Genomic DNA, 21,173 nt, shown 5'->3' on the forward strand with positions numbered 1-21,173 from the left:
TGCAGTTGGCGTCAGTGGTGATGTTCGTCCGCGATCTGGACGTCAGCGTGGATTTCTACCGTGAGCTCCTGGGGATGGAGATCCCGGTCCGCAGTGCCACTGCGGCGCTGCGAGCAGTTCCTGTCCGGGACATGCCCACCGGATGCGAAATCTTCGGACGCGAGGTCGGCCGGCAGCCGCGGCACGCAGGCGATGCGGCTGCCGGCCGGTCTGGTCAGGGGGTGACGATGGCGAGCTGGTCGACGGGGTTCTCGGTGACCCAGAGGTTGTCGTCGGATCCGACGGTGATCTGCATGGGGCCGGCGTAGCTGGTCGGGAGAGCGTATTCGCTGATGGTGCCGGTTGTGGTGATGTTGGCGACGTTGTTGGCGCTCTGTTCGACGAACCACACGTTGTCGTCCAGGCCGAGGGTCATTCCCCAGGGGAAGCTGTTGGGATCGCTGAGGGAGTAGTCGGTGAAGCTCCCGGCGGTGGTGGCCTTGCCGATCCTTCCTTGGGCGTCGGTGTACCACAGGTTGCTGTCGGATCCAGTGACGATCCCTATGGGCAACGCGCCAGTGGGACCGGCGTACTCGGTGACGGTTCCGCTGGTGGTGACCTTCGCGAGACTGCCCAGGAGAGGCTCGGTGAACCACAGGTTGCTGTCAGGGCCAGTGGTGATGAACATGGGGTAGGCGCCGGAAGTGGGCAGACTGTATTCGGTGATCGTCCCGGACGTGGTGATCTTTCCGACCTGGTCGACGTTGGTCTCGGTGAACCAAAGGTTGCCGTCCGGACCGGAAGTGATGCCCCATGGGTAGGCGCCGGAAGTGGGCAGACTGTATTCGGTGATCGTCCCGGACGTGGTGATGCGCCCGATCTTGTTGGCGTTCGCTTCGGTGAACCACACGGCGCCGTCAGATCCGGTGGTGATGTGGCCGGGCTGTGAGTCCGCGTTGGGCAGGCTGTATTCGGTGTACACGCCGCCCGGGGTGACTTTCCCGATCTTGTTGCCGTTGTTCTCGGTGAACCAGATGTTGCCGTCCGGACCGGAGGTGATTCCGACAGGGCTCGCTTGGTAAGTCGGTACGGAGCTCTCGTTGATCGTCGGTGTGCGCAGGGAGTCGGCTATGCGCATCGGGACGTTCGCGTGCCGGTCGGCGGGCGGGAAGATGCACCGGATGTGCCTATGGTGCGGCCGCTGCTTGAGCGTGAGGCAGAGCTTGACCCAGGGGCGTAGGGGCGAGGGGAGGTGGGGTGGCTTGGCGTCGGATGCGGCGGCTGGTATGTGGGCCGCCAGGAGCAGGGCCATGACGGCGAGTGGATATCCGAGGATTCTGGAGCGTCGACGCATGACATCCCCTTTCAGGAAGAATGGAAATATATCGGCTGGATGAGCGGCTTTTACCGCCACAAGCAATGTCTGGAATGCTCGAATATCCGCCGCGAACACCGCCGAATAATCGATACATCGGACATTCCTCACCTCCGCCCGGCTCAGCCGTCCCAATATCTCCCGGCGCCACCGTTCCACCTCGGCTGTCTTCGTTTGTGGCCAGTCATGAGTCCGCCAATTCACCGGCCGGGTTGCCAAAGCAGCGGGCGGGCGGTTAGTGGGAAATGTCGGCTTCGCCGCAACGAGCCCCTATGAAGATGTCGAACCGGGGCCCGCGCGATGGCGGGAAGCGAGTGATCACGTAACCGTATGGGTGATGACGCCGGTGTAGTGGCCAATGATGGCCGCGATCGGGACACTGATCACGAGCTTCGGCTGCCAACTGGTGGTGGTGCTGAGCGGCGCCTTGGTCCCCTTGAACGCGATCACCGGCGAAGACAGCGGAACCTTGTCCGCCGCGGTGAGCTGCCCCGGGACGCGGGTGCCACCGCCCGATTGGCTGGTGGTCGGGCCGGACCAGTACGCGACGTTGCCTTTGGCGATCGTCTCGCCTGCGCTCCCGCCGCCGGTGGTGAAGTTGGTGGACGTCACGGTCGCCGTCCAGGTCATGGACCCGTTACGGGAATCCTCCACGGTGATCGTGCCCATGCTGGCGCTGAGCGAGTTGCCCTGACTGCCGTTTCCCAGGCCGGCCGAGGCAGGCACGGTGATCGTGAGGGTATTGACGTGCAAGGCGAACGTGGAGTTCGTCGCGGCACCGATGGCACCGGCGGCGGCCACAGGGGCCGCGGGAGCACCGAGCCCGAGGCTCACGACGATCGACGCCATCAGCGAGGCGAATGTCCCCACGTATCTCCCTCGATTCCGATGAATCTGCATGAGCCGGACCGCCGACCGTTCAGGCGACGAGCGAATGCCGTCGGCAGTCTAAGTGGCGAATGGCGGGCCGCGTTCGCAGGGCAATCCCCGCGTCCGGTAAATTCATCGCCAAACATTATGCAGTATTTGGGCGGGAACCTCATAGAACGGGGGCTGCGACCAGGCCAATCACGGCATTCGAAGGCTTGGCGTTTTTTGGTGGGGCGATTGACTGTATCGGCAAAGGAGTCGCTTTCGCTCCGTGTTAATGTTCCCACATCCTGCGCCCGGAGTGGGCCGGGGGTTTTCGATGTCTGCGAGTTCGAGGAGAATTCACCAGCATGAAAGCGCTTTTGCGGACCGGCCTGGTGGGATTGGCGGGGGTGATGACGGTGGGAACGCTGACCGGAATGCCGGCCGAAGCCGCCACCTGTGCCAACAACACGGCGTGCAACACCACGGTCACCTTCGATGTGATCGTGGGTGCGCTGGAGATCACCGTGCCCAACAGCACGGTCGACCTGACCAATGACGCGGCACCGGGCGGCTACTCCTCCGGCCAGCTGGGGGCGGTCACCGTGAACGACGCGCGCGGCTCGGCCACCCCCACCTGGACGGCGGCCGTGACCTCGACGGCCTTCACCACCGGCGGCGGCGACGACCCCGGGGAGACCATCTCCAACGCCAGCGTGTCCTACTGCTCGGGAACCGCCTCCGCCACGAGCGGCAACGGAACCTTCACCGCCGGCCAGACCGGCTGTGCCGCACCACCTCCCGCGACGGGACAGGCCTTGAGCGCCTCGCGCACCGCCTACAGCCATTCGGGCGGCACCGGCAGCAACTCGGCGACGTGGAACCCGCTGATCACCATCGCAACCGCCCTGAGCAACGTGGCAGGCCAGTACACCGGCACGATCACGCACACGGTGACCTGACCACGTGGGCCTGCGCACCATGCTGCTCTCCTCGCCGCTGCTCTCCTCGCCGCTGCTCTCCTCGCCGCTGCTCTCCTCGCCTATGCTCTCCTCGCTGCTGCTCTCCTCGTTCGGGGCGCTGACACTGCTGCTCAGCACGATCAGCGCCCCCGCCCTCGCCCAAGGCGGATCGGGCGGCTCGGACCCGTCCGACCGCGACCCCCGCGGCGTCATCGGCATCAAGCTGCTGGAGGCCTCCGCCAACCGTCGCGACGATCCCCGCGCCTACCTGTACATCGTCGACCACATCAACCCCGGATCCAAGATCTCCCGGCGCTTCGAAATCGAGAACACCTCCAGCAGTCCCCAGCGCATCGCGGTCTATCCCGGTGCGGCGGAGATCCGCGACGGCAAGTTCGTGCCGTCGCCGGAGCGCGACGCCAACGAGCTGAGTTCGTGGGTGTCCATCAACCGCACCGAGCTGGTCGCGCCGCCGCACAGCCACATCCCGCTCAAGGCGACGATCACCATTCCCCAGACCGCCACCAAGGGAGAACGCTACGGCGCCATCTTCGCCGAGGCGACCTCCCCAGCCGCACCCGGCGCCGCTCGCAATGTCCAAATGGTCAACCGGGTCGGTATCAGGATCTATCTCGACGTCGGCCCCGGTGGTGACCCGCCGTCGGACTTCCGCATCGACCGGCTGACCCCTGGCCGCACGGCCGACGGCATGCCCGTGGTCCAGGCCGCGGTGCACAACACCGGCCAGCGCGCCCTGGACATCAGCGGGCAGATGCGGCTGAGCGAGGGGCCCGGCGGACTCGGCGCCGGTCCGTTCCCAGCCCAGCTGGGCACCACGCTGGCGCTCAACGCGAGTGCGCCGGTCGCCGTCGTGCTCGACGAACGGCTGCCCGACGGCCCGTGGAAGGTCGAACTCCTGCTGGAAAGCGGCCGTGTCCACCGCACCGTCACCGCGACGCTCCTCTTCCCCGGCAAACCCGCCAGCTGGGGCATCCCGGCATTGATCGACTCGTCTTGGCCGTGGATCCTCATCATCGGCCTCGCCACGACGGTCGTGGCCACTCTGGTCCTCGCCCTGTGCCTTTTCCGGCGACGTCGAACCCGCCTTACCTAGTCCGCGACCACCCACCGCCTGGGGCGGCCAACTAGACGGTGCCGCGCAGTGGGAGTCCTGCCTTGCGGTAGATGTCGTCGGTGAGCCGACTGCGCACGAGCCGAATGGCTGGCATGGGATGCGCGCCGCATGTGGGTCGGGTGCGAAACACCGCTTCCCGGCTTGGTGGTGGGTGCTGTCGGTTGATACCTGTGCGTATCGGCCCTACGAGCACGGCCGTCCTGCCGGCGGCCGTGGTCACTGCTGGAGCAGTTCGGCGAGCACGGCGGCCTCGCTGATCTCCGGCTGTTTGGTCGCGGTGAGCAGGGTCAGCACTCCGCTGTTCGCGAGCTCGCGCAGGTGCGTTACCGCGGCTGCCCGTTCGGGATCTGCCAGTTCGCCGCGGTAGCGGCGGCCGAACTCCGCGAAGAGCTCGGGATCGTGGTGATACCAGGTACGCAGCTCTGTCGATGGAGCGACCTGTTTGCACCATTCGTCGAGGCCCCCCTTGATTTTGGTCAGCCCTCGCGGCCAGATCCGGTCCACCAGCACCCTGGTGCCGTCGTCTCCAGTCGGCTCCTCATAGACCCGGCGCACCTGAACCTTGCCCTTGCCCTTGCCCTTGCCAGCCATGGTTGCCTCCTCACGGTCGTGCGCGTCCCTGTATGGCGGGCGCCTTCATCCGTCTCCTGCTTTGGGCGAAGCGCCGACCAGAGAGCCCAGCGGTGTCTCGGCATCGCCCAGCGCGCTGGTGTCCACTCGTTCGCCCGAACGTACGAGATCTTGGATGGCGTCGTTGACGTCCCAGATGTTGACGTTCGTACCGGCCGGCACTCGCCCGCCGCGCAGCCAGAACGCGGCGAAGTGGTGCGTCTGGACGTCACCGCGGCCGATCCGGGTGCCGTCGGACAGCCTCACCTCGTGCCTGGCGGCGTCGATGCCAGTGACCGCCGTACCGAGGAGCAGATCGACGTCGTGCTCGCCGTACCACGGCTGCGGGTGGACGTAGATCTCCTCCCGCTCGGTTCGCCCCCGCCAGACCTGCTCCGGCGATCAAGTACGTCATGTCAACGGCCATGTCCAGCACTTCTGTCGGTTGTTCAAAGGGTGGTGGCCAGGTGCTCGCGCGGCCGGTCCCATCTCGCCTCGAACGCTCATCTGTGCGTTGTACGCATCACCGCGCGATATGGCTTTCGCGAAGATGGTGGGATTGGTGGTGACCCCCACCACGTGGTCCCGCGCGACCAGTTCCGCCAAACTGCCTGAAACCAGCCGCTCCCGGCTCAGGTCGTCCAGCCAGACCGACACCCCGCGGGCGGCAAGTTCGGCCAGTGGATCGGCCATGGCATGGCTCCCTTTCCATTTCGTGCGGTGATGTACATCCACGGACGTACATCCGCCTCCGTTCAGGACTCCACCAGGGCCGCCACCCCTCTCATGACACCGACGCTACACCGGTGGACGTCAAGCGACTCTCCACAATCAGCAGTTGTGGACAAGGGTGCGGCGGATCTTGATCTCGACATGGTCCGCGCTTTCGTCGCCGTAAGTGGCCGAGTTCTACCGCTCGCTGAGCGCCGCGTTCGACATCCGGATCGACACCTCAGGGCCGAACTTCGGCTGGGACTACTTCGTGGAGGAGATCGGCTCCGGTCAACGCATCGGGTTCGCGGGTGAGCAAATCCTGTTCAAGACCTCAACCCGCGATGCCGATCAGTCCGGAATATCCGGACACGAGGGATATCGGTCGCAACCGAGCAACTCATCCACCCCAGGCTCAGATGATGCATGCATCCGAATGCCCTTTGTATCCTGTGACCATGACGGGGACGAAGAGGTCGCGATGGTCAGGCTGACCCGGGCGCAGCAGCAGGAGCGCACCAGGGCGGCCGTCCTGGTGGCCGCGCGGGCGGAGTTCGGCGAGCGTGGATACGCCGACGCCAAGGTGGACCGGATCGCGGAGCGGGCGGAGCTGACCCGTGGCGCGGTCTACTCGAACTTCCCGAGCAAGCGCGCGCTCTACCTGGCGGTCCTGGTCGGCTCGATCGAGCACGCGGACGCCCCTGTCGGCTCGATCGAGCACGCTGACGCCCCTGAGGCGCCGTCGCCACCCGGTCTGGCCGAGGCGATGGGCGCGTTCGCCCGCGGCTGGCTCGAACGCCTGCCGCTGGCCGGCGACACGCCCGCCGACGGAAGCCTGCGGCTGCGCTCGCTGGCCGGGGTGTTCGACGACGAACCTGGCCGCACCGCGCTGGCGCAGGTCACCAGGCTGGAGGCGCTGCTGCTCGCTCTCGCGCTGGAGTCACGCCTGCCGCACCACACGCGGTGCGTACGACTGGCGGAACTGGTCCTCACACTGCTGAACGGGGCCGGTCACCTGGCCGACACGGCACCCGGATTCGCCGACCCCTTCGACGTGGCGCGGGCCTGCGAGCACCTGACCGGCCTCGACCTCGCCGACACGTGGGATCCGCCGCACCTGCCCTTCGTCGCCCCCGCGCAGTCTGTCCAGGACCGCTGGGAGCCGCCGGCCGAATTGCCGGATCAGATCACCGGCCGCCGGGTCGGGTTCGACGCCGACGGCGTGCTCGTGGTCCTCGGGGCCGGACGATTGGAGGCGGCGGAGGAAGCCGTCCGCGCCGCCCGGCCGGGCGACCAGATCACCGTGGCGGTGGTGACGGACGATCCCGCCGAGATCGGACGTCTCGTACGGCTCAGGGTCGGCGACCTCACCGGGTGCCTGCGACGGGTGTTCGAGCCGGAGGCCCGGCCGGGCTTCCGGCTCGTCCTCGACGACCACGCCACCATCGCCTCGGCCGTCGGCCTCCCGGACATCGGCGACGCCACCGAGACCGCGGTACGCGTTCAGGCGGGCGAGATCATCGCCCGAGCCCGCGGACGCGGCGCGGCCCACGCTGTCGCGACCGCGACGTCGCCTGACGGTGCCGGGACATGACGTCGCGCCGCCCGTGAGAAGATCCGTTCACCGTTTGGGCTGGTTTCGACCGTTGAGGTGATCTATGTACGCGATATCCCTGGGTGACGACGGCGCGGAGCTGCGGCCGCTGGAGCCGTGGCGGGCGGCGGAGTTCCTAGCCCACATGGACCGGGGGCGGGAGTTCATCGGGCAGCACATCGCGCTGCCGGACGTCGTCACGGACCTGGAGTCGAGCCGCTCGTACCTGCGGACGTACGCCGAGAAGGCCGCGGCCGACGTGGGCCGGATCTACGGCATCTGGACGGACGGCAAGCTGGTCGGCGGAGTCCTCTTCCGGACGATGAACATCGAGCACGGTACGGCCGAGGTGGGCTGCTGGCTGGAGCCGGCCGCGGCGGGCAAGGGCCTGGTCACCAGGGCCGCGCGCGTGATCATCGATTGGGCCGTCGAGGAGCGGGGCATCCATCGCGTGGAGTGGATCGTCTCGGCGGAGAACGCGGCCAGCATCGCGGTGGCCCGGCGCCTCGGGATGACGAAGGACGGAGTGCTACGCGAGAGCTACCCGTATCGGGGCAAGCGGCTCGACATGGAGGTCTGGTCGGTGCTCGCGCCGGAGTGGCGGGCGGGCAAGCAGGCGCCTTAGAGCGATGCGCGCTGCTCCCGCGCCCTATGGCTTGTCTCACTGGACCCCTACGAGCACCGGCCAGCCGCCCTGTGGCGTGAAGGTGGCGGCGGCCGGCATGCGCAGTTCGAGTCGCTCACGGCGCGCCCTGGCCAGCAGGCGGAAGTCGCCGAGGAGGCGATCCCCCACCGTCACCGAGCGGTCGACCCGCAACGACTCCAGCACCCACATGTGGGCGTCGAAGATCTGCTGGACGGTGAACTCCGCCTCCCGCCCGTTCGGTATCAGCTCGGTGAGCAGGCGGGTCTTGAGGGTGTGCACATAAGCGATGGCCTTTCCCGGCATCTTCGCCGCCACCGCCGGATTCTTGGGAATCACCATGGCCATGCCCTCGCCCTTCTCGTCGAACGCCGTGCTCACCCGCGGATCGTTGCGCCAGAAACGCTGCTCGAGAATGTGGTCGACGTACAGATCGCCGCGCCCGCGGTTGAGCTTGGACAGCGTGCGGAAGTCCTCCACCCGGGCGGCGAGCCGGTCGTAGTGCGCGATGTCGGGGCGACCCGCTCGCGCAGGTTGCCGTGGAAGGCGCTCAGGGCGGTCGCCACGTTCGTCAGCCGCAGCTGCTCCGGCGGTTGCACCGACCCGCTGCCCGTCTGGGACGTCACGTGGAAGTGCTCGGAATTCAGCCGGCCCAGTAAAACGGACGTCGGCGTAGTCTCGTCGCACCCGGCGGAGGCCGGGCAGTGATCCGGTGGAAGCCGAAGCCGCGTCCGTCCGGCAAGCCGGGCAGACCGTGGGTGAGAACCGCGTTGTCAGGGCCTGACTGCGCACTGCTGGAGGAAGTGCGCCTCTTGGGCCACCGCCCCGCCGGACGCTGTCCCGTTGATGCGGACACCAACAGGGGCGGGGACCGAGCGCCAGTCAGGCACCCAGATGTGACAGAAAATTACCTCACGATTACCATCCGTCGCAACCAAGCGGTGAGGTGCTCCCGTCGACCGTCTCCATCTCGTCCAGCCGCGCGGCCAGCTCGTCGAGCTCGGCGCCCAGCGGGGTGTCCGCCGGGTCGCCGATGAACTCCGGTCCCGCCACGAACGCCGTGGCGGCCTCCTCTATGGCAGTACGCCGCTGGGGCGCCTCGACGGCCTCCCGCAGCGACTGCTGAAACGGCGTGTCCTGGCTCAGCGGGATGCTGGGATTATCCGGATCCTGCGCCACGGCCGGCCGCGTGAGCATCAATCGAAAGAGATGCTCCATGGGGTTTTTCCTCCGCCCCGTCCTGAACGTGCCGCCTCCTTGCGGCACCTCTCTGTGCTCTTTGGGGCGTTCCACCACGTTCCACGCGGTGTGCGGGCGGGTGTGGCTCAGACGTCGTTCAGGCGTCGCGCAGCCGTAGTGACAGCCCGCCGCCCAGGAGCGCCGCGGCGGCCCAGAGGGCCAGGACGCCGAGTCCCGCCCATGGGCTGAGGGGCAGGGTGGACAGATGGGTGGTCGCCTGGATGGCGAGCCCGGCGTTCATCGGGGACAGCTGCCAGAGGAGTTTCTGCCAGTCCGGATCGGCGATCATGAAGGGCAGGATCGAGAGGACGTAGAGCAGGCCGAGCACGACCCCGATGGCCGTGGCCGAGTCCCGTACGGCGGCGGCGATGCCGAGGCTGAGCAGGGCGATCAGCGCGAGATACAGGACCGAGCCGAACGCCGCGCGCAGCATCGGCCCCTCGAACAGGGACAGCATCGGGGTGCCCGGCCCGCGGGTGAAGCCGTTCTCGAGCAGGACGCGCCGCCCGACCAGCAGGGACGCGAGCACCGCGACGGTCCCCGCGGCCAGCGTCAGCCCGGTGACGACGGCCGCCTTGGCGGCCAGCACGGTGGCCCGGCGCGGCATCGCCGCCAGGGTGGTGCGGATCATGCCGGTGCTGTACTCGCCGCTGATCGCCAGCACGGCCAGGATGGCGACCATCGCCTGGCCCACCTGGACCCCGAACAGGCTGATCTTGGCCGGGTCGTAGGCGCAGCCCGCCGACGTGCAGGACACGGCGGCGGCCGCCACGACGCTCACGGCGACGGTCAGCGCGACGAGCCCGAGCAGCAGCCAGCCGGTGCCGGCCACGGTTCGGAGTTTCGTCCACTCCGCCGGCAGATGTCGTCTCATGCGTCCCTCCGACGTAGCTGGAAGACGGCCAGGCCGAGCGCGAGCACGGCGTATCCGCAGAGCACGGCGAGCCCGGCCCAGGGTGCCAGCGGGTAGTAGCCGCCCGATGGGGTGTAGTTCCCGAGTACGTGCGCGTACGCCGGAATGCTCTGCTGGATCGCGAAGCCGGCGGCCGGGGTGAGCCGCATCAGCCACTGCGCCGCGCCCGCGGGCAGGACCGAGGCGGTCGCGAGGATGTAGGGGACGACGATCAGCACGATGGCGGTGATGACCGCCGCGACGCTGCGCCGGAACAACGTGCCCACGGCCAGGGCGAGGATCGCGGCGGCGGCGAGCAGCACCGCCGTGCCGACGATGACGCGCAGTTCGGTGAACGGCGCCACCGGCAGGACGTGGTTGCCGTTGGCGACCAGGATCCCCTTGCCGAGCGTGACCGCCGCCGTGGCCGCACCCACTCCGGCGACGAAGGTGACCGCGCCGATGGCCAGGGCCTTGGCCACGAGCGTCCGGCCGCGCCGCGGGCCGGCGAGCAGGGTGGTGCGGATCAGGCCGCGCCGGTATTCGGTGGTGATGAACATGACCGCCACCACGATCACCACGATGAGCCCGGTCAGTACGCCGGTGAGGGTGTTCTCGATCTGCTGGCCGTCCGAGAGCGGCGCGATGTCGCCGACGCCGGTCACGGTGTACGTATCGCCGGACTCCTTGAAGCCGCCCGGATGGTGGGCCGACCCGTCGGGGTTCAGGGTGACGCCCACGTCGTCGGGGCGCCACGCGCCATCGGCGGCCGAGCCCTCCAGGCTGACCTGGTCGAACACGGCGGTCGCCTCGGCGAAGCGGGAGGCCGCGCTGGACCCGCCGAAGTCGCCCGGCGTCACCGTCAGGTCCCCTGGTGAGGCGGCGAAGAGCCCGACCTGCACCGCGTCCGGCAGCCCGGCCAGGTGCGCGGTGCCGACGCGGGTCCACTGCCTGCCGTCGGTGGACTCGTAGCCGGTGAGGTCCTCACCGGAGCGGGTCAGCCGCAGCCAGCGCGGGGACCGCTGGGAGACGCCGCCGGGCCGGCCGGCCACGTCCTGGGTGAAGTCGTGCTGCATCCGCACCCCGTGCGCGCCGGTGACCATCACCGCCGCGTAGGCGGAGCCCTGCTTCATGCTCTCCTTGATCATGACTCCGGCCTTCGCCCACGGCACGAGGCCGGAGGCGAGGCGCCGGCTCCCCGGCGTGAGGTCGGGCAGGCGCTTCTGGCCGGTCATCGAGGTCACGCGGACGGTGATGCTGCCGTCTCCGTCGAGCGTCCGGTGGACGAAGTAGAACTTGTCCTCCACCGCCTCGCCGCCCGGACCCACCGGTACGGCGGGACAGGCGCCGCCGCACGAGGTGTGGCTGCCCGAGGCGGACAGCAGCCCCAGCAGCACGGTGACCAACGCCGCGCCCGCCATGGCGAGCACCCAGCCGCGGACCGTCCGGAACTTGGTCCATTCGGCGCGCAGCAGCCGCATGAAGCCGGAGCGGTGGGAGGCCGAGCGGTAGCCGGCGGTGGCGCTCATCGTGCCGCCTCCTGCCCGGCCGCGCGGAACTCGACGGCGTCGCGGGTCAGCTCCATGTACGCCTCCTCCAGCGTCGCGCGATGCGCCGACACCTCCGAGAACGGCACTGCGGACCGGTTGAGCACCGCCACGACGTGCTCGGCCGCCAGCCCGGTCACCGTGAGAGTGTCGCGGCCGGTGGCGGCCACGGCGGCGCCGGCGTGTGCCAGCGCCGCCATCGCCTCCGACGGTGCGGTGGTGCGCAGCGCGATCCGGCCGGTGGAGGCGGCGGCGATCAGGCCGGCCACGCTGGTGTCGGCGACGACCCGGCCGCGGCCCACCACCACGAGATGGTCGGCGGTGTCCTCGAGCTCGCTCATCAGATGGCTGGAGACGAGCACGGCCCGGCCCTGGGCGGCCAGCGCCCGCAGGAAGCCGCGCATCCACACCATGCCCTCGGGGTCGAGGCCGTTGGACGGCTCGTCGAGCATGAGCACGGGCGGGTCGCCGAGCAGCGCGGCGGCGATGCCGAGCCGCTGGCGCATGCCCAGGGAGAAGCCGCCCGCCCGGCGCCCGGCCGCCGACCCGAGCCCCACCCGCTCGATCACCTCATCGACCCGCCGGGCGCCCAACCCCTGGGAGTGGGCCAGCCACAGCAGGTGGTTGCGGCCGGTGCGGCTAGGTTGCAACGCGGCGGCGTCCAGCAGCGCGCCGACGTGACGCAGCGGGTCGCGCAGGCCCGTGTACGGCCGCCCGCCCACCAGCGCGGTGCCCTCGTCGGCCGCGTCCAGGCCGAGGATCACCCGCATCGTGGTGGACTTACCCGCTCCGTTGGGGCCGACGAAGCCCGTGACCTGCCCCGGCTCCACGGTGAAGGACATCCCATCCAACGCCATGGTCTGGCCGAACCGCTTACGCAGCCCGGCGACCTCGATGGTTGCTCGCATGGGTTCGGTTCTACGCAAGACGCCATAACGTGGGCCGAACCGAGGCCGTCATGTCGTTGTTAGGTGCGAAACAGCATGCTGGAGTCATGAGGAAACTGCGGGACGGCACCGTACGGCTGCGCTTCACCGCCCTGTACGGCGCCCTGTTCCTCCTGTCCGGCATCGGGCTGCTGGCCATCACCAACCTGGTGAGCCTGGGGACGCGGGTCACCTCCCCTGTGGGGACGGCGCCGGTCGAGCGGCTCACGCCCGGCGCCGCCCAGGAGCTCATCGCCCGCCTCCAGAGTCAGCTGTCGGAGGTCCAGGCGCTCCAATCACGCCAGCTCCTCATCGGCTCGGCGGTCGCGCTGGCCGTCATGGCCGTGGTGTCGATCGTGCTGGGCCGGATGGTCGCGGGCCGGGTGCTGCGCCCGTTGCGGACGATCACCGCGGCCACCCGGCGGATCTCCGCCGACAATCTGCACGAACGGCTGGCCGTGCCGGGCCCGGCCGACGAGGTGAAGGACCTCGCCGACACCATCGACGACCTGCTGGAACGCTTGGAGGGCTCCTTCGACGCGCAGCGCCGGTTCGTCGCCAACGCCTCTCACGAGCTGCGCACCCCGCTGGCGACCATGCGGGCGTCGCTGGATGTGGCCCTGGCCAAGCCGGAACCCGTACCCGCGCAGACGGTCGTGTTGTCCGAGCGGCTCCGCACCGAACTCGACCGGGTCGACCGGCTTCTGGAAGGCTTCCTGGTGCTCGCCCGCACCCAGCACGGTGCCCTGGCCGACCGGGCGGAAGTCTCGCTCGGCCGTACGGTGTCCGCCGCCCTGGCCGCCCGAGCCGCCGGCATCACCGCCAGGAACCTCACCGTCCACGACGGCGACGTCCACGACAGCGTGTGGACGTGGGGCAGCCGGACGCTCCTGTCCCGCCTGGCCGAGAACGTGATCGACAACGCGATCACCCACAACCACGACGGCGGCTGGATCCGCCTGTCCGCCACGTCAGACGGCGCGACCGCGCTGCTCGTCGTGGAGACGGGCGGGCCGGTCCTCGATCAGGAGCAGGTGGCGCGGCTGGCCCAGCCGTTCGAGCGGCTCGGCACCGACCGGACCGGCTCCGGCGACGGCTCCGGGCTCGGACTGTCGATCGTCGCGGCCATCGCCACCGCGCACGGCGGCGGCCTGGAGCCGCGGGCCCGGCCCGACGGCGGCCTGCGGGTCACCGTCTCACTGCCGCCGACGTCCGTACGGGCGGAGGCCCCGGCGTGAAGGTGCTGGTGGCGGGGCGTGAGAATGCTTGTGGACCGGCATCATAGATCACTTGCCGCTGTCTTCATTCCCCCGCCAGATCCGTGGGCGGCGGTTCCCACGTAAAGACAACGACAAGAGCTCTCGGATCCGGGGACGCCGATGCCGTTGTGAACCAGAGTGCAGGGGCAAATCGGCATAACCACCGTTATTCCTCACACATGGCTCCACACGGTGAATTGCTAATTTCCGATTGTCGTCATTTGATCACCAAAAGTGTTCCAGGTGCCCTCGGGAACGGTTTCCAAAATCTGATCACTGAGGAGAATGTGCTGAGAACGGCCCAGAGAGGGCGGGAAATGCGATGAAGGAGACAGCAGTGTCCAAAAGCCGTCTGGGCCTTCCCCTGATAGGCATCATGGCGACCGTGGCGGTGGCCCTGCCCGCACAGGCCGACACCTGTGCCGCGTCCACCACCTGCTCCACCACGGTGACCTTCACCGTGGCCGCCGAGGGCGGGCTGGAGATCACCGTACCCGACACGGCGAACCTCGGTAGCGGCAGCTCGGGCGGCCAGATCAGCACGCAGCTCGGCTCGGTCACGGTGGCCGACCAGCGCGCCGCGCTCACCGCCACCTGGGTGGCGTCCGTGATCGCCGCGTCGGGAGGCTTCACCACGGGCGGCGGCACCGCCGCCGAGACCGTTCCCAACACGGCCGTCCTGTACTGGTCCGGCGGGACGACCGCCACAACAGGGACCGGGACCTTCGTTCCCGGTCAGGCGAACGCAGCAGCCGCGCAGTCGCTGAACGCCTCACGCACCGCCTTCAGCAAGACGACCGGCTCCGGCGACAACTCCGCCACCTGGAACCCGACCATCGTGATCAACGTCCCCGACCAAGCGGTGGCGGGCGTCTACACCGGCACGGTGAACCACTCCGTCGCCTAGCCCACATGCCCACTTCACTGTTGCCCCGGCTCGTTCCCGTGACGCTGCTCGCGTACGCGATGCTCAGCGCACCGGCGATCGCGGACTCGAGCCGGGGCGCGGCGCGCCCCTCCGGCAAGGACAGCATCGGCATCAGGTTGCTGGAGATCCCCGCCAACCGGATGGACGACCCGCGCGCGCACGCCTTCATCGTCGACCACGTCAATCCCGGCACCACGTTCACCCGGCGCTTCGAGGTGTACAACATCTCGGACAAAACCCAGCACGTGCAGCTGTACACCGCCGGTGCCGGCATCAGCCACGGCCGCTTCACCTTCGAGCCCGAACGCACGCCGAACGAACTGAGCTCCTGGATCAAGCTCAACCAGGCCGCCACCGACCTGCCGCCACAGGGCAGGACGTCGGTGAAGGCCACCGTCGGCATTCCCGCGTGGGCTCCCAAAGGCGAGCGGTACGCCGTCATCTGGGCACAGATCTCCTCGCCCGGCGCGGGGCAGCAGGAGGGCATCACCCTCGTCAACCGCGTAGGGCTCCGCGCCTACCTCGACGTCGGTCCGGGCGGTGAGCCACCCTCGGACTTCAAGATCGGCGAGATCCTGCCCCAGCGGACCGAGGACGGGCAGCCGAAGATCGTGGCCACCATCGCCAACACCGGCGAACGCGCCATCGACCTCGAAGGGAAGCTGTCGCTCAGGGACGGGCCGAGCGCTCTGAGCGCCGGCCCATTCCCGATCGAGCGGGGCACGACCCTGGCCCCCGGCCAGCAGGGGGATGTCTCCGTACATCTGGGACAGGATCTTCCCGACGGGCCGTGGAAGTTCAGCCTCACGCTCAAGAGCGGCCGGATCGACCGGACGGAGACCGGAACGCTCACCTTTCCGCGCAAGGCGGGGTCGTGGGGCCTGGCCGCCGCGTCGGACTCCCCGCTGGCGCTGATCCTCGTCCTCCCCGGCCTCGCGGCCCTCGCCGCCGGGACGGTCCTGATCATCACCTTCCGCCGCCTGCGCGCCCGCCGAAAGAGCGCCGCCGGAGCCGATTCGAGCCGCTGAGCGGCGATCGGCTCCGGTGCGGCCGGGGGCGTCTGGTCATCGGCTCAGGCGACCGAGTGGCTGATGGTGCCGGTGTAGGTACCGGCCACCGCCTGGGCGGGGACGTCGATCACGATGGTCGGGTTCCAGCTGGCGGAGTTGTCGCCAGCGCCGTTGATCTTGCTGAAGGCCGTGTACACCTCGTCGAGCACCTCCGCGTCGGCGGCGGTGGGCTGGCCGGGCACGAAGGTTCCTGCGCCGGTGGTGGCCGTCGCGGGTCCCGACCAGTAGCTGAGCGCGCTCAGCGGCACGGTCTCGGCGCTAGTACCGCTGCCGGTCGTCAGGGGCGTGCCGTACACGCTCGCCGTCCAGGTGGCGTTCAGCGCGGCCCGCTGGTCCATGACCGTGACGACCTGGAGCTGCCCGCTGACCTGGTCGCCGGGCTGACCGCTGCCGAGGCTGACCGGCCCGTCGGGCACGCTGATCTCCAGCCCCTCGCCCGCATTGACGGTGAACGTCACCGTCGTGGAGCAGGTGGTCGACTCCGCGCACGTGTCCGCCTGGGCGGAGGTCGCCCATGCCAGCGCCGTGGTGACCATCGCGGCGGCTGTGCCCGCCCGTATAGCATTAAATCGGCTCATTCCCATGGCCGACCCCCTATCGAATTCGGCCCGCTCCCAGGGCGCCAACATGTCGATCAGATCCTGCTCTGCACGAGACGTCCGGAAACGCCTCCTACAGCAACTGGCGACTCCTTTGTCATGATCTATTCGCGCTTGGCGACTACGCTCTACTCGCTCGATAAACAGAACCTGACGGCCCCATTTTCCGCCCGCTAAATGTCGCTATCGGCATTTCTTGAGCGATATGTCCTTTATCGGCATGCCTTTTATCAGTGCGCTTGAGAACGGTCGCCGGACCGCTCTGGACAGCCGTCGCCCGGCAGGCAGTCCAGCCAAGCGACCAGGCGGGCACCTTGCCGCGTCATGACGTCGGGCTCGCGCAGGGCGTTGGCCAGCAGCGACATGCCCTGATAGGCGCCCACCAGGGTCAGGGCGAGCCCGTCAGGATCAGGCAGCCCCAGGTCGCGGAACTGCCGTTCGACCCAGTCCAGCAGCAGCCGGATGGCCTTGCCCGCCTCCACGTCCAGGCCGCCCTCGTCACGTTTGTCCAGCTCGACGGCCAGCGTTCCGGTCGGGCAGCCGTAGCGGGCCGCGAGCTCGCGCTGGCTGACCCACGCCTCCACCAGGCCCTTGAGCCGCTCCAGCGGGCCGCCGAGGCTCTCCAGGTGTTCGGTGAGCATCCCCAGCTGCCGGACGTGCTCGCTGAGCGCGGCCGAGACCAGCTCATCCTTGGTCTTGAAGTAGTAGTACACATTGCCCACGGGCACGTCGGCGGCGCGGGCGATGTCAGCGATGGTGGTACGTTCCGCGCCCTGCTGGTGCACGACCCGGGCGGCGGCGATCATCAGCCGCTGCCGCTTGGCGGTCGCCGTCTTCGCCCGGGAGCCTTTCGAGTCAGTCACCTAACTAACTATAGGCGCCCGGTCAACCGCCTGGCGAGACGCTGTTCTGTCCTGGGTCAGTCCGTGGGGCGGCGTAGTGCCGCTGTCAGTGATCTGTCCCTGGGGCGGCGTAGTGCCACAGCCGAGGCACCGCCCATACGATCAGGGCGACGGTCGTCACGGTGAGCAGCCCGCCGACGCAGATCGTCACCCGCGGGCCGAACGCCGCCGCGGCGGTCCCGTGCAGCAGATTGGCCAGTTGAGGGCCGCCGATGAGGACGACGGTGAGAGATCCCTGGATCCGGCCGCGCATGGCGTCGTCGGTGTACGCCTGGGAGATGGCGTTGCGGAAGGTACTGAGCACGAAGTTCACCGCACCGCCGAGCAGGAGGGCCGTAAGCGCGACCCAGAGCCGCGGCGCCAACCCGAGGACGCCGACGGTCCCTCCCCAGGCAGCGGCGGCCGATGCCATCAGGGCACCGTGACGGCGGGCGCGCGTGAACGTCCCCGACATCAGCCCCGCCACGAAGACGCCGGCCGGATAGGCGGCGTAGAGCAGACCCAGTTCCACGCCTCCTCCCACGGGTCCGCTGTAGGTGCGCTGCGCCAGTTCCGGAAGAAGCGCTGACGGCATCCCGAAGACCATCGCGGCGAGGTCCACCGCCAGCACGGCCACGAGCACCCGGCTGCTGAGCAGGTAGCGGAACCCGGCGAACGTCTGCCCGAGAATCGACGGCCGCCGCACTGTCGAAGCTTTTGAGCCGCCGTAGGACTTGGAGGCGCCGTACAGCTCGCCCCGCGACACCGGGCAGGCCGGGTCGGGCAGGATCGGCGGCAACTTGATCACCGCGTATATGACGGCCGACAACGCGACGGCGTCGAACAGGTACAGCGTGCCGAGCCCCACCACCGGAATAAGCACACCGGCCAGCAGCGGCCCCACGACCGATCCGGTGTACCGGGCCAGCGAGCTGAGACTGTTGGCCGCCGTCAGCAGCTCGGCGGGCACCAGGCGGGGCACCGCGGCGCCCATCGTCGCCATGATCGCCCCGAAGGCCAGCCCCTGGCACCCCGCCAGCACCAGCAGGACGGCGACGGAGCGATTTCCCAGGCCCGCCTGAGCCCACAAGGCCAGGTAGGTCAGCGCGAGCCCGCAGTGAGCCACCAGCAGCAGCAACCGCCGGTCAATGAGGTCGGCGAGAGTTCCGGCCCCCAGCGAAGCGACGACCAGAGCACCGAACGACACCACGGCCGCACCGCCGACGGCCGCGGACGAGCCGGTCATCGTGAACAACTGCGTCGGCACCGTGACCACGCTGAACGAGCCGCCGACCGCGCAAACGGCCGAGGCGACCCACAGCCGCCGAAAGGCGGGGATCGCCAGGGGCCGCCGGTCGATCGTGTACGCGCCGAAGGAACGGACCACCGACGCGCCGCCATGGGAGCGAGGGGCCACGCCGGTCACAGCATCACCACATCGGCCACCACGCAGGCGACGTTGTCCGGTGCCCCAGCGGCGTACACCAGCCTGACCAGCTCGTCGAGAACCTGCTCCGGCCCCTCCATACTGCTCAGGACACCGTGCAGTGCCTCTGCCGAGACGACAGTGGACAGACCATCGGAGCACAACAGATAACGGTCGCCGGCGACAGCCGTATGCAGCGAAAGGTCCGGTTGCGCCCCTCCCTTACCCATGAGCGCACGGGCCAGCAACGAGCGCTGCGGATGCGAGGCGGCCTCCTCCGGGCTGAGACGGCCCTCGTCGACCAGCCCCTGCACATAGGTGTGATCGTGGGTGATCTGGAAGATCTCGCCGTCGCGCAGCAGATACGCCCGCGTGTCACCGATGTGCACCAGCGCCAGCTGGGAGCCCGACCACAGCATCGCGGTCAGCGTCGTGATCGCCTCACCGGACAATGTCGACTCGGCGATGCCCTGAAGGGCCCGATCGGCATGGGTCACCGCATCAGCCAGCGCGCCGAGCAGATCCCCGGCGGGTACGGCCGCCAGCTCCAGCGGCTTGAGGGCCTCGATCGCCGCCGCGCTCGCCAGGTTGCCGCCCGGCCCGGCTCCGTCGGCCACCGCCAGGAGCCGGGTGCCGGCGTACACGGAGTCATCATTGCTCGTACGAACCAGCCCCGACTCCGACCGGGCCGCATAACGGATCCCGATCATTGCTTCCGCGTCCTCCACGGCGCTGCCCCTTCCCGACAGGTAATCGACGAGGAAGGTGGCCAGTTGCTCCCGTACGGCGGTGGCGGCCATGACCTGCGCCCAATAGCCGGCGACCTGCTCGGCCGCCGCCTCCGGTTCCAGATCGCACACCTGACGGATGCCGGCCAAGGGCATCCCCAGCCGCCGCAACCAGACGATCAACCGGGCCCGCTCCAGCTGCGCCGGATCATAGAAGCGGTAACCCGACTCCCCGTCCACGGCGGCCGGGCGGAGTAGCCCGAGCTCGTCGTACAGCCGTAATGCCTTCGGCGACAACCGCGCGGCCCGAGCGAACGCCCCGATCGTCAGCAGCCCCATACCCGCCCTCCTCGCGCCGGCCAAAGCGACCGGCACCACGATGCTGCCCCTTCACCCAAGGGGAAGGTCCACTCCTGGCGCCAAGACTCTCGCGGCTCAAGCCGACAGGCCAACCGGAACGCGCCCAGGCCGTGCCGGACCGCAAACAGGCAGTGGGCCTCGGCGGGGTGACCGCAATGGTCTCCCGGGTGGTTTGTCACTTGTGACGGTCCGTGGTGGCTGGGGTCCTCCCGCCGGAGGAGCGGGAGGATGCATGCCCGGCGATCGTTCGTGGGCACCGCACGTGACGCGCGCACCGTCCGGGCCGCGTGGGGGTTGGTGCCAGCGGCGCGGATGCCTTCGGTGGCTCGGCCCTGGCTGGTCGTTCAGCGGGTGAGCAGGTCTCGGAGGGTCTTGGCGATGTCAGCGGGCGCTTCCTCGGCCATGAAGTGGCCGCAAGTGACGGTTTCATGCCGCAGGTCGGGTGCCCATGCGCGCCACAGGGCGGCCGCGTCGAAACCGAGGGCGGTGCCCCAGCCCTGCTGGAGAACCGTGACCGGCATCCGCAGCCGGTTGCCGGCGTCCCGGTCGGCTTGGTCGTGGACGACGTCGATGCCGGCCGAAGCACGGTAGTCCGCGACGATCGAGGGCACCGCGCCGCGGCAGGCGTCCAGGTAGGCGGTGCGGACATCGGCGGGGATCGCCTGCGGGTCGTTGGTCCAGATGTCGAGGAAGTGGCCGAAGAAGACGTCCGGGCTCGCGGCGATCATCTGCTCGGGCAGGCCCGGCGGCTGGGCCATCAGGTAGAGGTGGAAGCCGACGGCGGCGCTGGTGCCACGCATCACCTGCCACATGTCCAGGGTCGGCAGTACGTCCAGGACGGCCAGGTGGGTGATCACCTCAGGGTGATCAAGTGCGGCGCGGAAGGCGACCAGGGCGCCGCGGTCATGCCCGGCCAGCGCGAAACGCTCATGGCCCAGCGCGCGAGCCAGGGCGACGATGTCGGCGGCCATGGTGCGCTTGGCGTATACGGCGTGCTCGGTCTCAGCGGGATCGGTCTCGATGGGACCAGTTCTGATGTGGTCGGTCCCCGTGTGGTCCGCCCTAGCCCGGTCCGCCCCGGCCCGGTCGGTCCCAGCCCGGTCGGTCCCAGCCCGGTCGGTCCCGGTGGGCTTGTCGCTGGCGCCGTAGCCGCGCAGGTCGGGGCAGATCACGGTGTGGTCGGCCGCGAGGTCGGCGGCGACGTGCCGCCACATCAGGTGGGTCTGCGGGAAGCCGTGCAGCAGCACGATGGGCGTGCCCGAGCCCGCGACGGCCGCGTTCAGGGACACGCCGTCGGCGACAGGCACGCGCTGGTAGTCGAAGCCGGCGATGGCAGGCGTCATGGTCCGGTCCTTTCCGATGGAGTGCCTCCAGCCTGCCGGGCGCGGATGAGCATCGGATGAGCGCGCTATAGCGTGAGGCCCGGGTGACGATGACACGGAAGAGTGGGGTAGTGGC

Annotated in this window: 22 protein-coding genes and 1 pseudogene; 8 read left to right on the forward strand and 15 right to left on the reverse strand. The window is 69.2% G+C overall.

The genetic code is table 11. From position 1 onward, the window contains the following. Window positions 1-17 precede the first annotated feature (17 nt). Complete coding sequence (locus AB0L53_RS45385) at window positions 18-308, forward strand: VOC family protein (RefSeq protein ID WP_364008891.1); 291 nt, start codon at window positions 18-20, stop codon at window positions 306-308. On the opposite strand, the gene AB0L53_RS45390 is transcribed toward AB0L53_RS45385, so the two are convergent. Next, on the reverse strand, window positions 215-1,333 hold the full coding sequence (locus AB0L53_RS45390) for a virginiamycin B lyase (RefSeq protein WP_364008707.1): 1,119 nt from the start codon (window positions 1,331-1,333) through the stop codon (window positions 215-217). The two genes, AB0L53_RS45385 and AB0L53_RS45390, sit on opposite strands and share 94 nt — an antisense overlap. Window positions 1,334-1,672: 339 nt before the next feature. Further along, window positions 1,673-2,224, reverse strand: a complete 552-nt coding sequence (locus tag AB0L53_RS45395; protein ID WP_364008710.1) for a hypothetical protein — start codon at window positions 2,222-2,224, stop codon at window positions 1,673-1,675. A 350-nt stretch (window positions 2,225-2,574) separates the two neighbouring features. Here AB0L53_RS45395 and AB0L53_RS45400 point away from each other — a divergent pair, with 350 nt between their 5' ends. Continuing rightward, window positions 2,575-3,168 (forward strand): hypothetical protein, encoded by a 594-nt coding sequence (locus tag AB0L53_RS45400; protein ID WP_364008713.1) that lies wholly within the window; start codon window positions 2,575-2,577, stop codon window positions 3,166-3,168. Between the two features lie 4 nt (window positions 3,169-3,172). Beyond that, window positions 3,173-4,282, forward strand: coding sequence for a hypothetical protein (locus AB0L53_RS45405; RefSeq protein ID WP_364008716.1), 1,110 nt, complete (start codon window positions 3,173-3,175; stop codon window positions 4,280-4,282). 237 nt (window positions 4,283-4,519) lie between these two features. Here AB0L53_RS45405 and AB0L53_RS45410 read toward each other — a convergent pair whose 3' ends face one another. The 3 genes and pseudogenes from AB0L53_RS45410 to AB0L53_RS45420 form a co-directional block, all read right to left on the reverse strand. Then, window positions 4,520-4,894 (reverse strand): DUF488 family protein, encoded by a 375-nt coding sequence (locus AB0L53_RS45410; protein ID WP_364008719.1) that lies wholly within the window; start codon window positions 4,892-4,894, stop codon window positions 4,520-4,522. Window positions 4,895-4,939: 45 nt separating this feature from the next. Continuing rightward, window positions 4,940-5,179, reverse strand: coding sequence for an oxidoreductase C-terminal domain-containing protein (locus AB0L53_RS45415; RefSeq protein ID WP_364008722.1), 240 nt, complete (start codon window positions 5,177-5,179; stop codon window positions 4,940-4,942). A gap of 225 nt (window positions 5,180-5,404) precedes the next feature. After that, window positions 5,405-5,605 (reverse strand): annotated as a pseudogene (locus AB0L53_RS45420) (transaldolase family protein); the annotation flags it as partial. A gap of 499 nt (window positions 5,606-6,104) precedes the next feature. Between AB0L53_RS45420 and AB0L53_RS45425 the strand changes: the two are divergent. After that, the gene (locus AB0L53_RS45425) at window positions 6,105-7,217 is read left to right on the forward strand and encodes a helix-turn-helix domain-containing protein (RefSeq protein WP_364008725.1); all 1,113 of its coding nucleotides are present in this window, start codon (window positions 6,105-6,107) and stop codon (window positions 7,215-7,217) included. A gap of 64 nt (window positions 7,218-7,281) precedes the next feature. Next, complete coding sequence (locus AB0L53_RS45430) at window positions 7,282-7,842, forward strand: GNAT family protein (protein ID WP_364008728.1); 561 nt, start codon at window positions 7,282-7,284, stop codon at window positions 7,840-7,842. A 36-nt stretch (window positions 7,843-7,878) separates the two neighbouring features. Here the strand turns inward: AB0L53_RS45430 and AB0L53_RS45435 are convergent, their stop codons facing one another. From AB0L53_RS45435 to AB0L53_RS45455, 5 genes are all read right to left on the reverse strand, one after another. Further along, window positions 7,879-8,340, reverse strand: coding sequence for a hypothetical protein (locus AB0L53_RS45435; RefSeq protein WP_364008731.1), 462 nt, complete (start codon window positions 8,338-8,340; stop codon window positions 7,879-7,881). A 438-nt stretch (window positions 8,341-8,778) separates the two neighbouring features. Next, window positions 8,779-9,078, reverse strand: a complete 300-nt coding sequence (locus tag AB0L53_RS45440; RefSeq protein WP_364008734.1) for a hypothetical protein — start codon at window positions 9,076-9,078, stop codon at window positions 8,779-8,781. A gap of 118 nt (window positions 9,079-9,196) precedes the next feature. Beyond that, window positions 9,197-9,973, reverse strand: coding sequence for an ABC transporter permease (locus AB0L53_RS45445; protein WP_364008737.1), 777 nt, complete (start codon window positions 9,971-9,973; stop codon window positions 9,197-9,199). Then, window positions 9,970-11,520 carry an ABC transporter permease subunit gene (locus tag AB0L53_RS45450; RefSeq protein ID WP_364008740.1) on the reverse strand — a complete coding sequence of 517 codons (1,551 nt, stop codon included), beginning with the start codon at window positions 11,518-11,520 and terminating at the stop codon, window positions 9,970-9,972. The genes AB0L53_RS45445 and AB0L53_RS45450 overlap by 4 nt, the downstream gene beginning before the upstream one ends. Further along, on the reverse strand, window positions 11,517-12,446 hold the full coding sequence (locus AB0L53_RS45455) for an ATP-binding cassette domain-containing protein (RefSeq protein ID WP_364008743.1): 930 nt from the start codon (window positions 12,444-12,446) through the stop codon (window positions 11,517-11,519). The genes AB0L53_RS45450 and AB0L53_RS45455 overlap by 4 nt, the downstream gene beginning before the upstream one ends. An 86-nt stretch (window positions 12,447-12,532) precedes the next feature. On the opposite strand from AB0L53_RS45455, the gene AB0L53_RS45460 reads away from it, so the two are divergent. The 3 genes from AB0L53_RS45460 (at window position 12,533) to AB0L53_RS45470 (ending at window position 15,679) form a co-directional block, all read left to right on the forward strand. Then, window positions 12,533-13,702, forward strand: coding sequence for a HAMP domain-containing sensor histidine kinase (locus AB0L53_RS45460; protein WP_364008745.1), 1,170 nt, complete (start codon window positions 12,533-12,535; stop codon window positions 13,700-13,702). A 358-nt stretch (window positions 13,703-14,060) separates the two neighbouring features. Beyond that, window positions 14,061-14,630: a hypothetical protein gene (locus AB0L53_RS45465; protein ID WP_364008748.1), complete on the forward strand. Its 570-nt coding sequence runs from the start codon at window positions 14,061-14,063 to the stop codon at window positions 14,628-14,630. A 5-nt stretch (window positions 14,631-14,635) separates the two neighbouring features. Continuing rightward, window positions 14,636-15,679: a hypothetical protein gene (locus tag AB0L53_RS45470; RefSeq protein WP_364008751.1), complete on the forward strand. Its 1,044-nt coding sequence runs from the start codon at window positions 14,636-14,638 to the stop codon at window positions 15,677-15,679. 44 nt (window positions 15,680-15,723) lie between these two features. Here AB0L53_RS45470 and AB0L53_RS45475 read toward each other — a convergent pair whose 3' ends face one another. The 5 genes from AB0L53_RS45475 to AB0L53_RS45495 form a co-directional block, all read right to left on the reverse strand. Beyond that, window positions 15,724-16,257 (reverse strand): hypothetical protein, encoded by a 534-nt coding sequence (locus tag AB0L53_RS45475; RefSeq protein ID WP_364008754.1) that lies wholly within the window; start codon window positions 16,255-16,257, stop codon window positions 15,724-15,726. 293 nt (window positions 16,258-16,550) lie between these two features. Then, window positions 16,551-17,183 (reverse strand): TetR/AcrR family transcriptional regulator, encoded by a 633-nt coding sequence (locus AB0L53_RS45480; RefSeq protein WP_364008757.1) that lies wholly within the window; start codon window positions 17,181-17,183, stop codon window positions 16,551-16,553. Between the two features lie 85 nt (window positions 17,184-17,268). After that, the gene (locus AB0L53_RS45485; protein WP_364008760.1) at window positions 17,269-18,627 is read right to left on the reverse strand and encodes an MFS transporter; all 1,359 of its coding nucleotides are present in this window, start codon (window positions 18,625-18,627) and stop codon (window positions 17,269-17,271) included. Then, window positions 18,624-19,694 (reverse strand): MerR family transcriptional regulator, encoded by a 1,071-nt coding sequence (locus AB0L53_RS45490; protein WP_358551816.1) that lies wholly within the window; start codon window positions 19,692-19,694, stop codon window positions 18,624-18,626. The genes AB0L53_RS45485 and AB0L53_RS45490 overlap by 4 nt, the downstream gene beginning before the upstream one ends. 365 nt (window positions 19,695-20,059) lie before the next feature. Beyond that, a complete protein-coding gene (locus AB0L53_RS45495; protein WP_364008763.1) occupies window positions 20,060-21,058 on the reverse strand; it encodes an alpha/beta hydrolase in 999 nt (332 codons plus the stop codon). Window positions 21,059-21,173 lie beyond the last annotated feature (115 nt).

Source organism: Nonomuraea sp. NPDC052129, from assembly GCF_040680095.1.
GTDB lineage: Bacteria > Actinomycetota > Actinomycetes > Streptosporangiales > Streptosporangiaceae > Nonomuraea.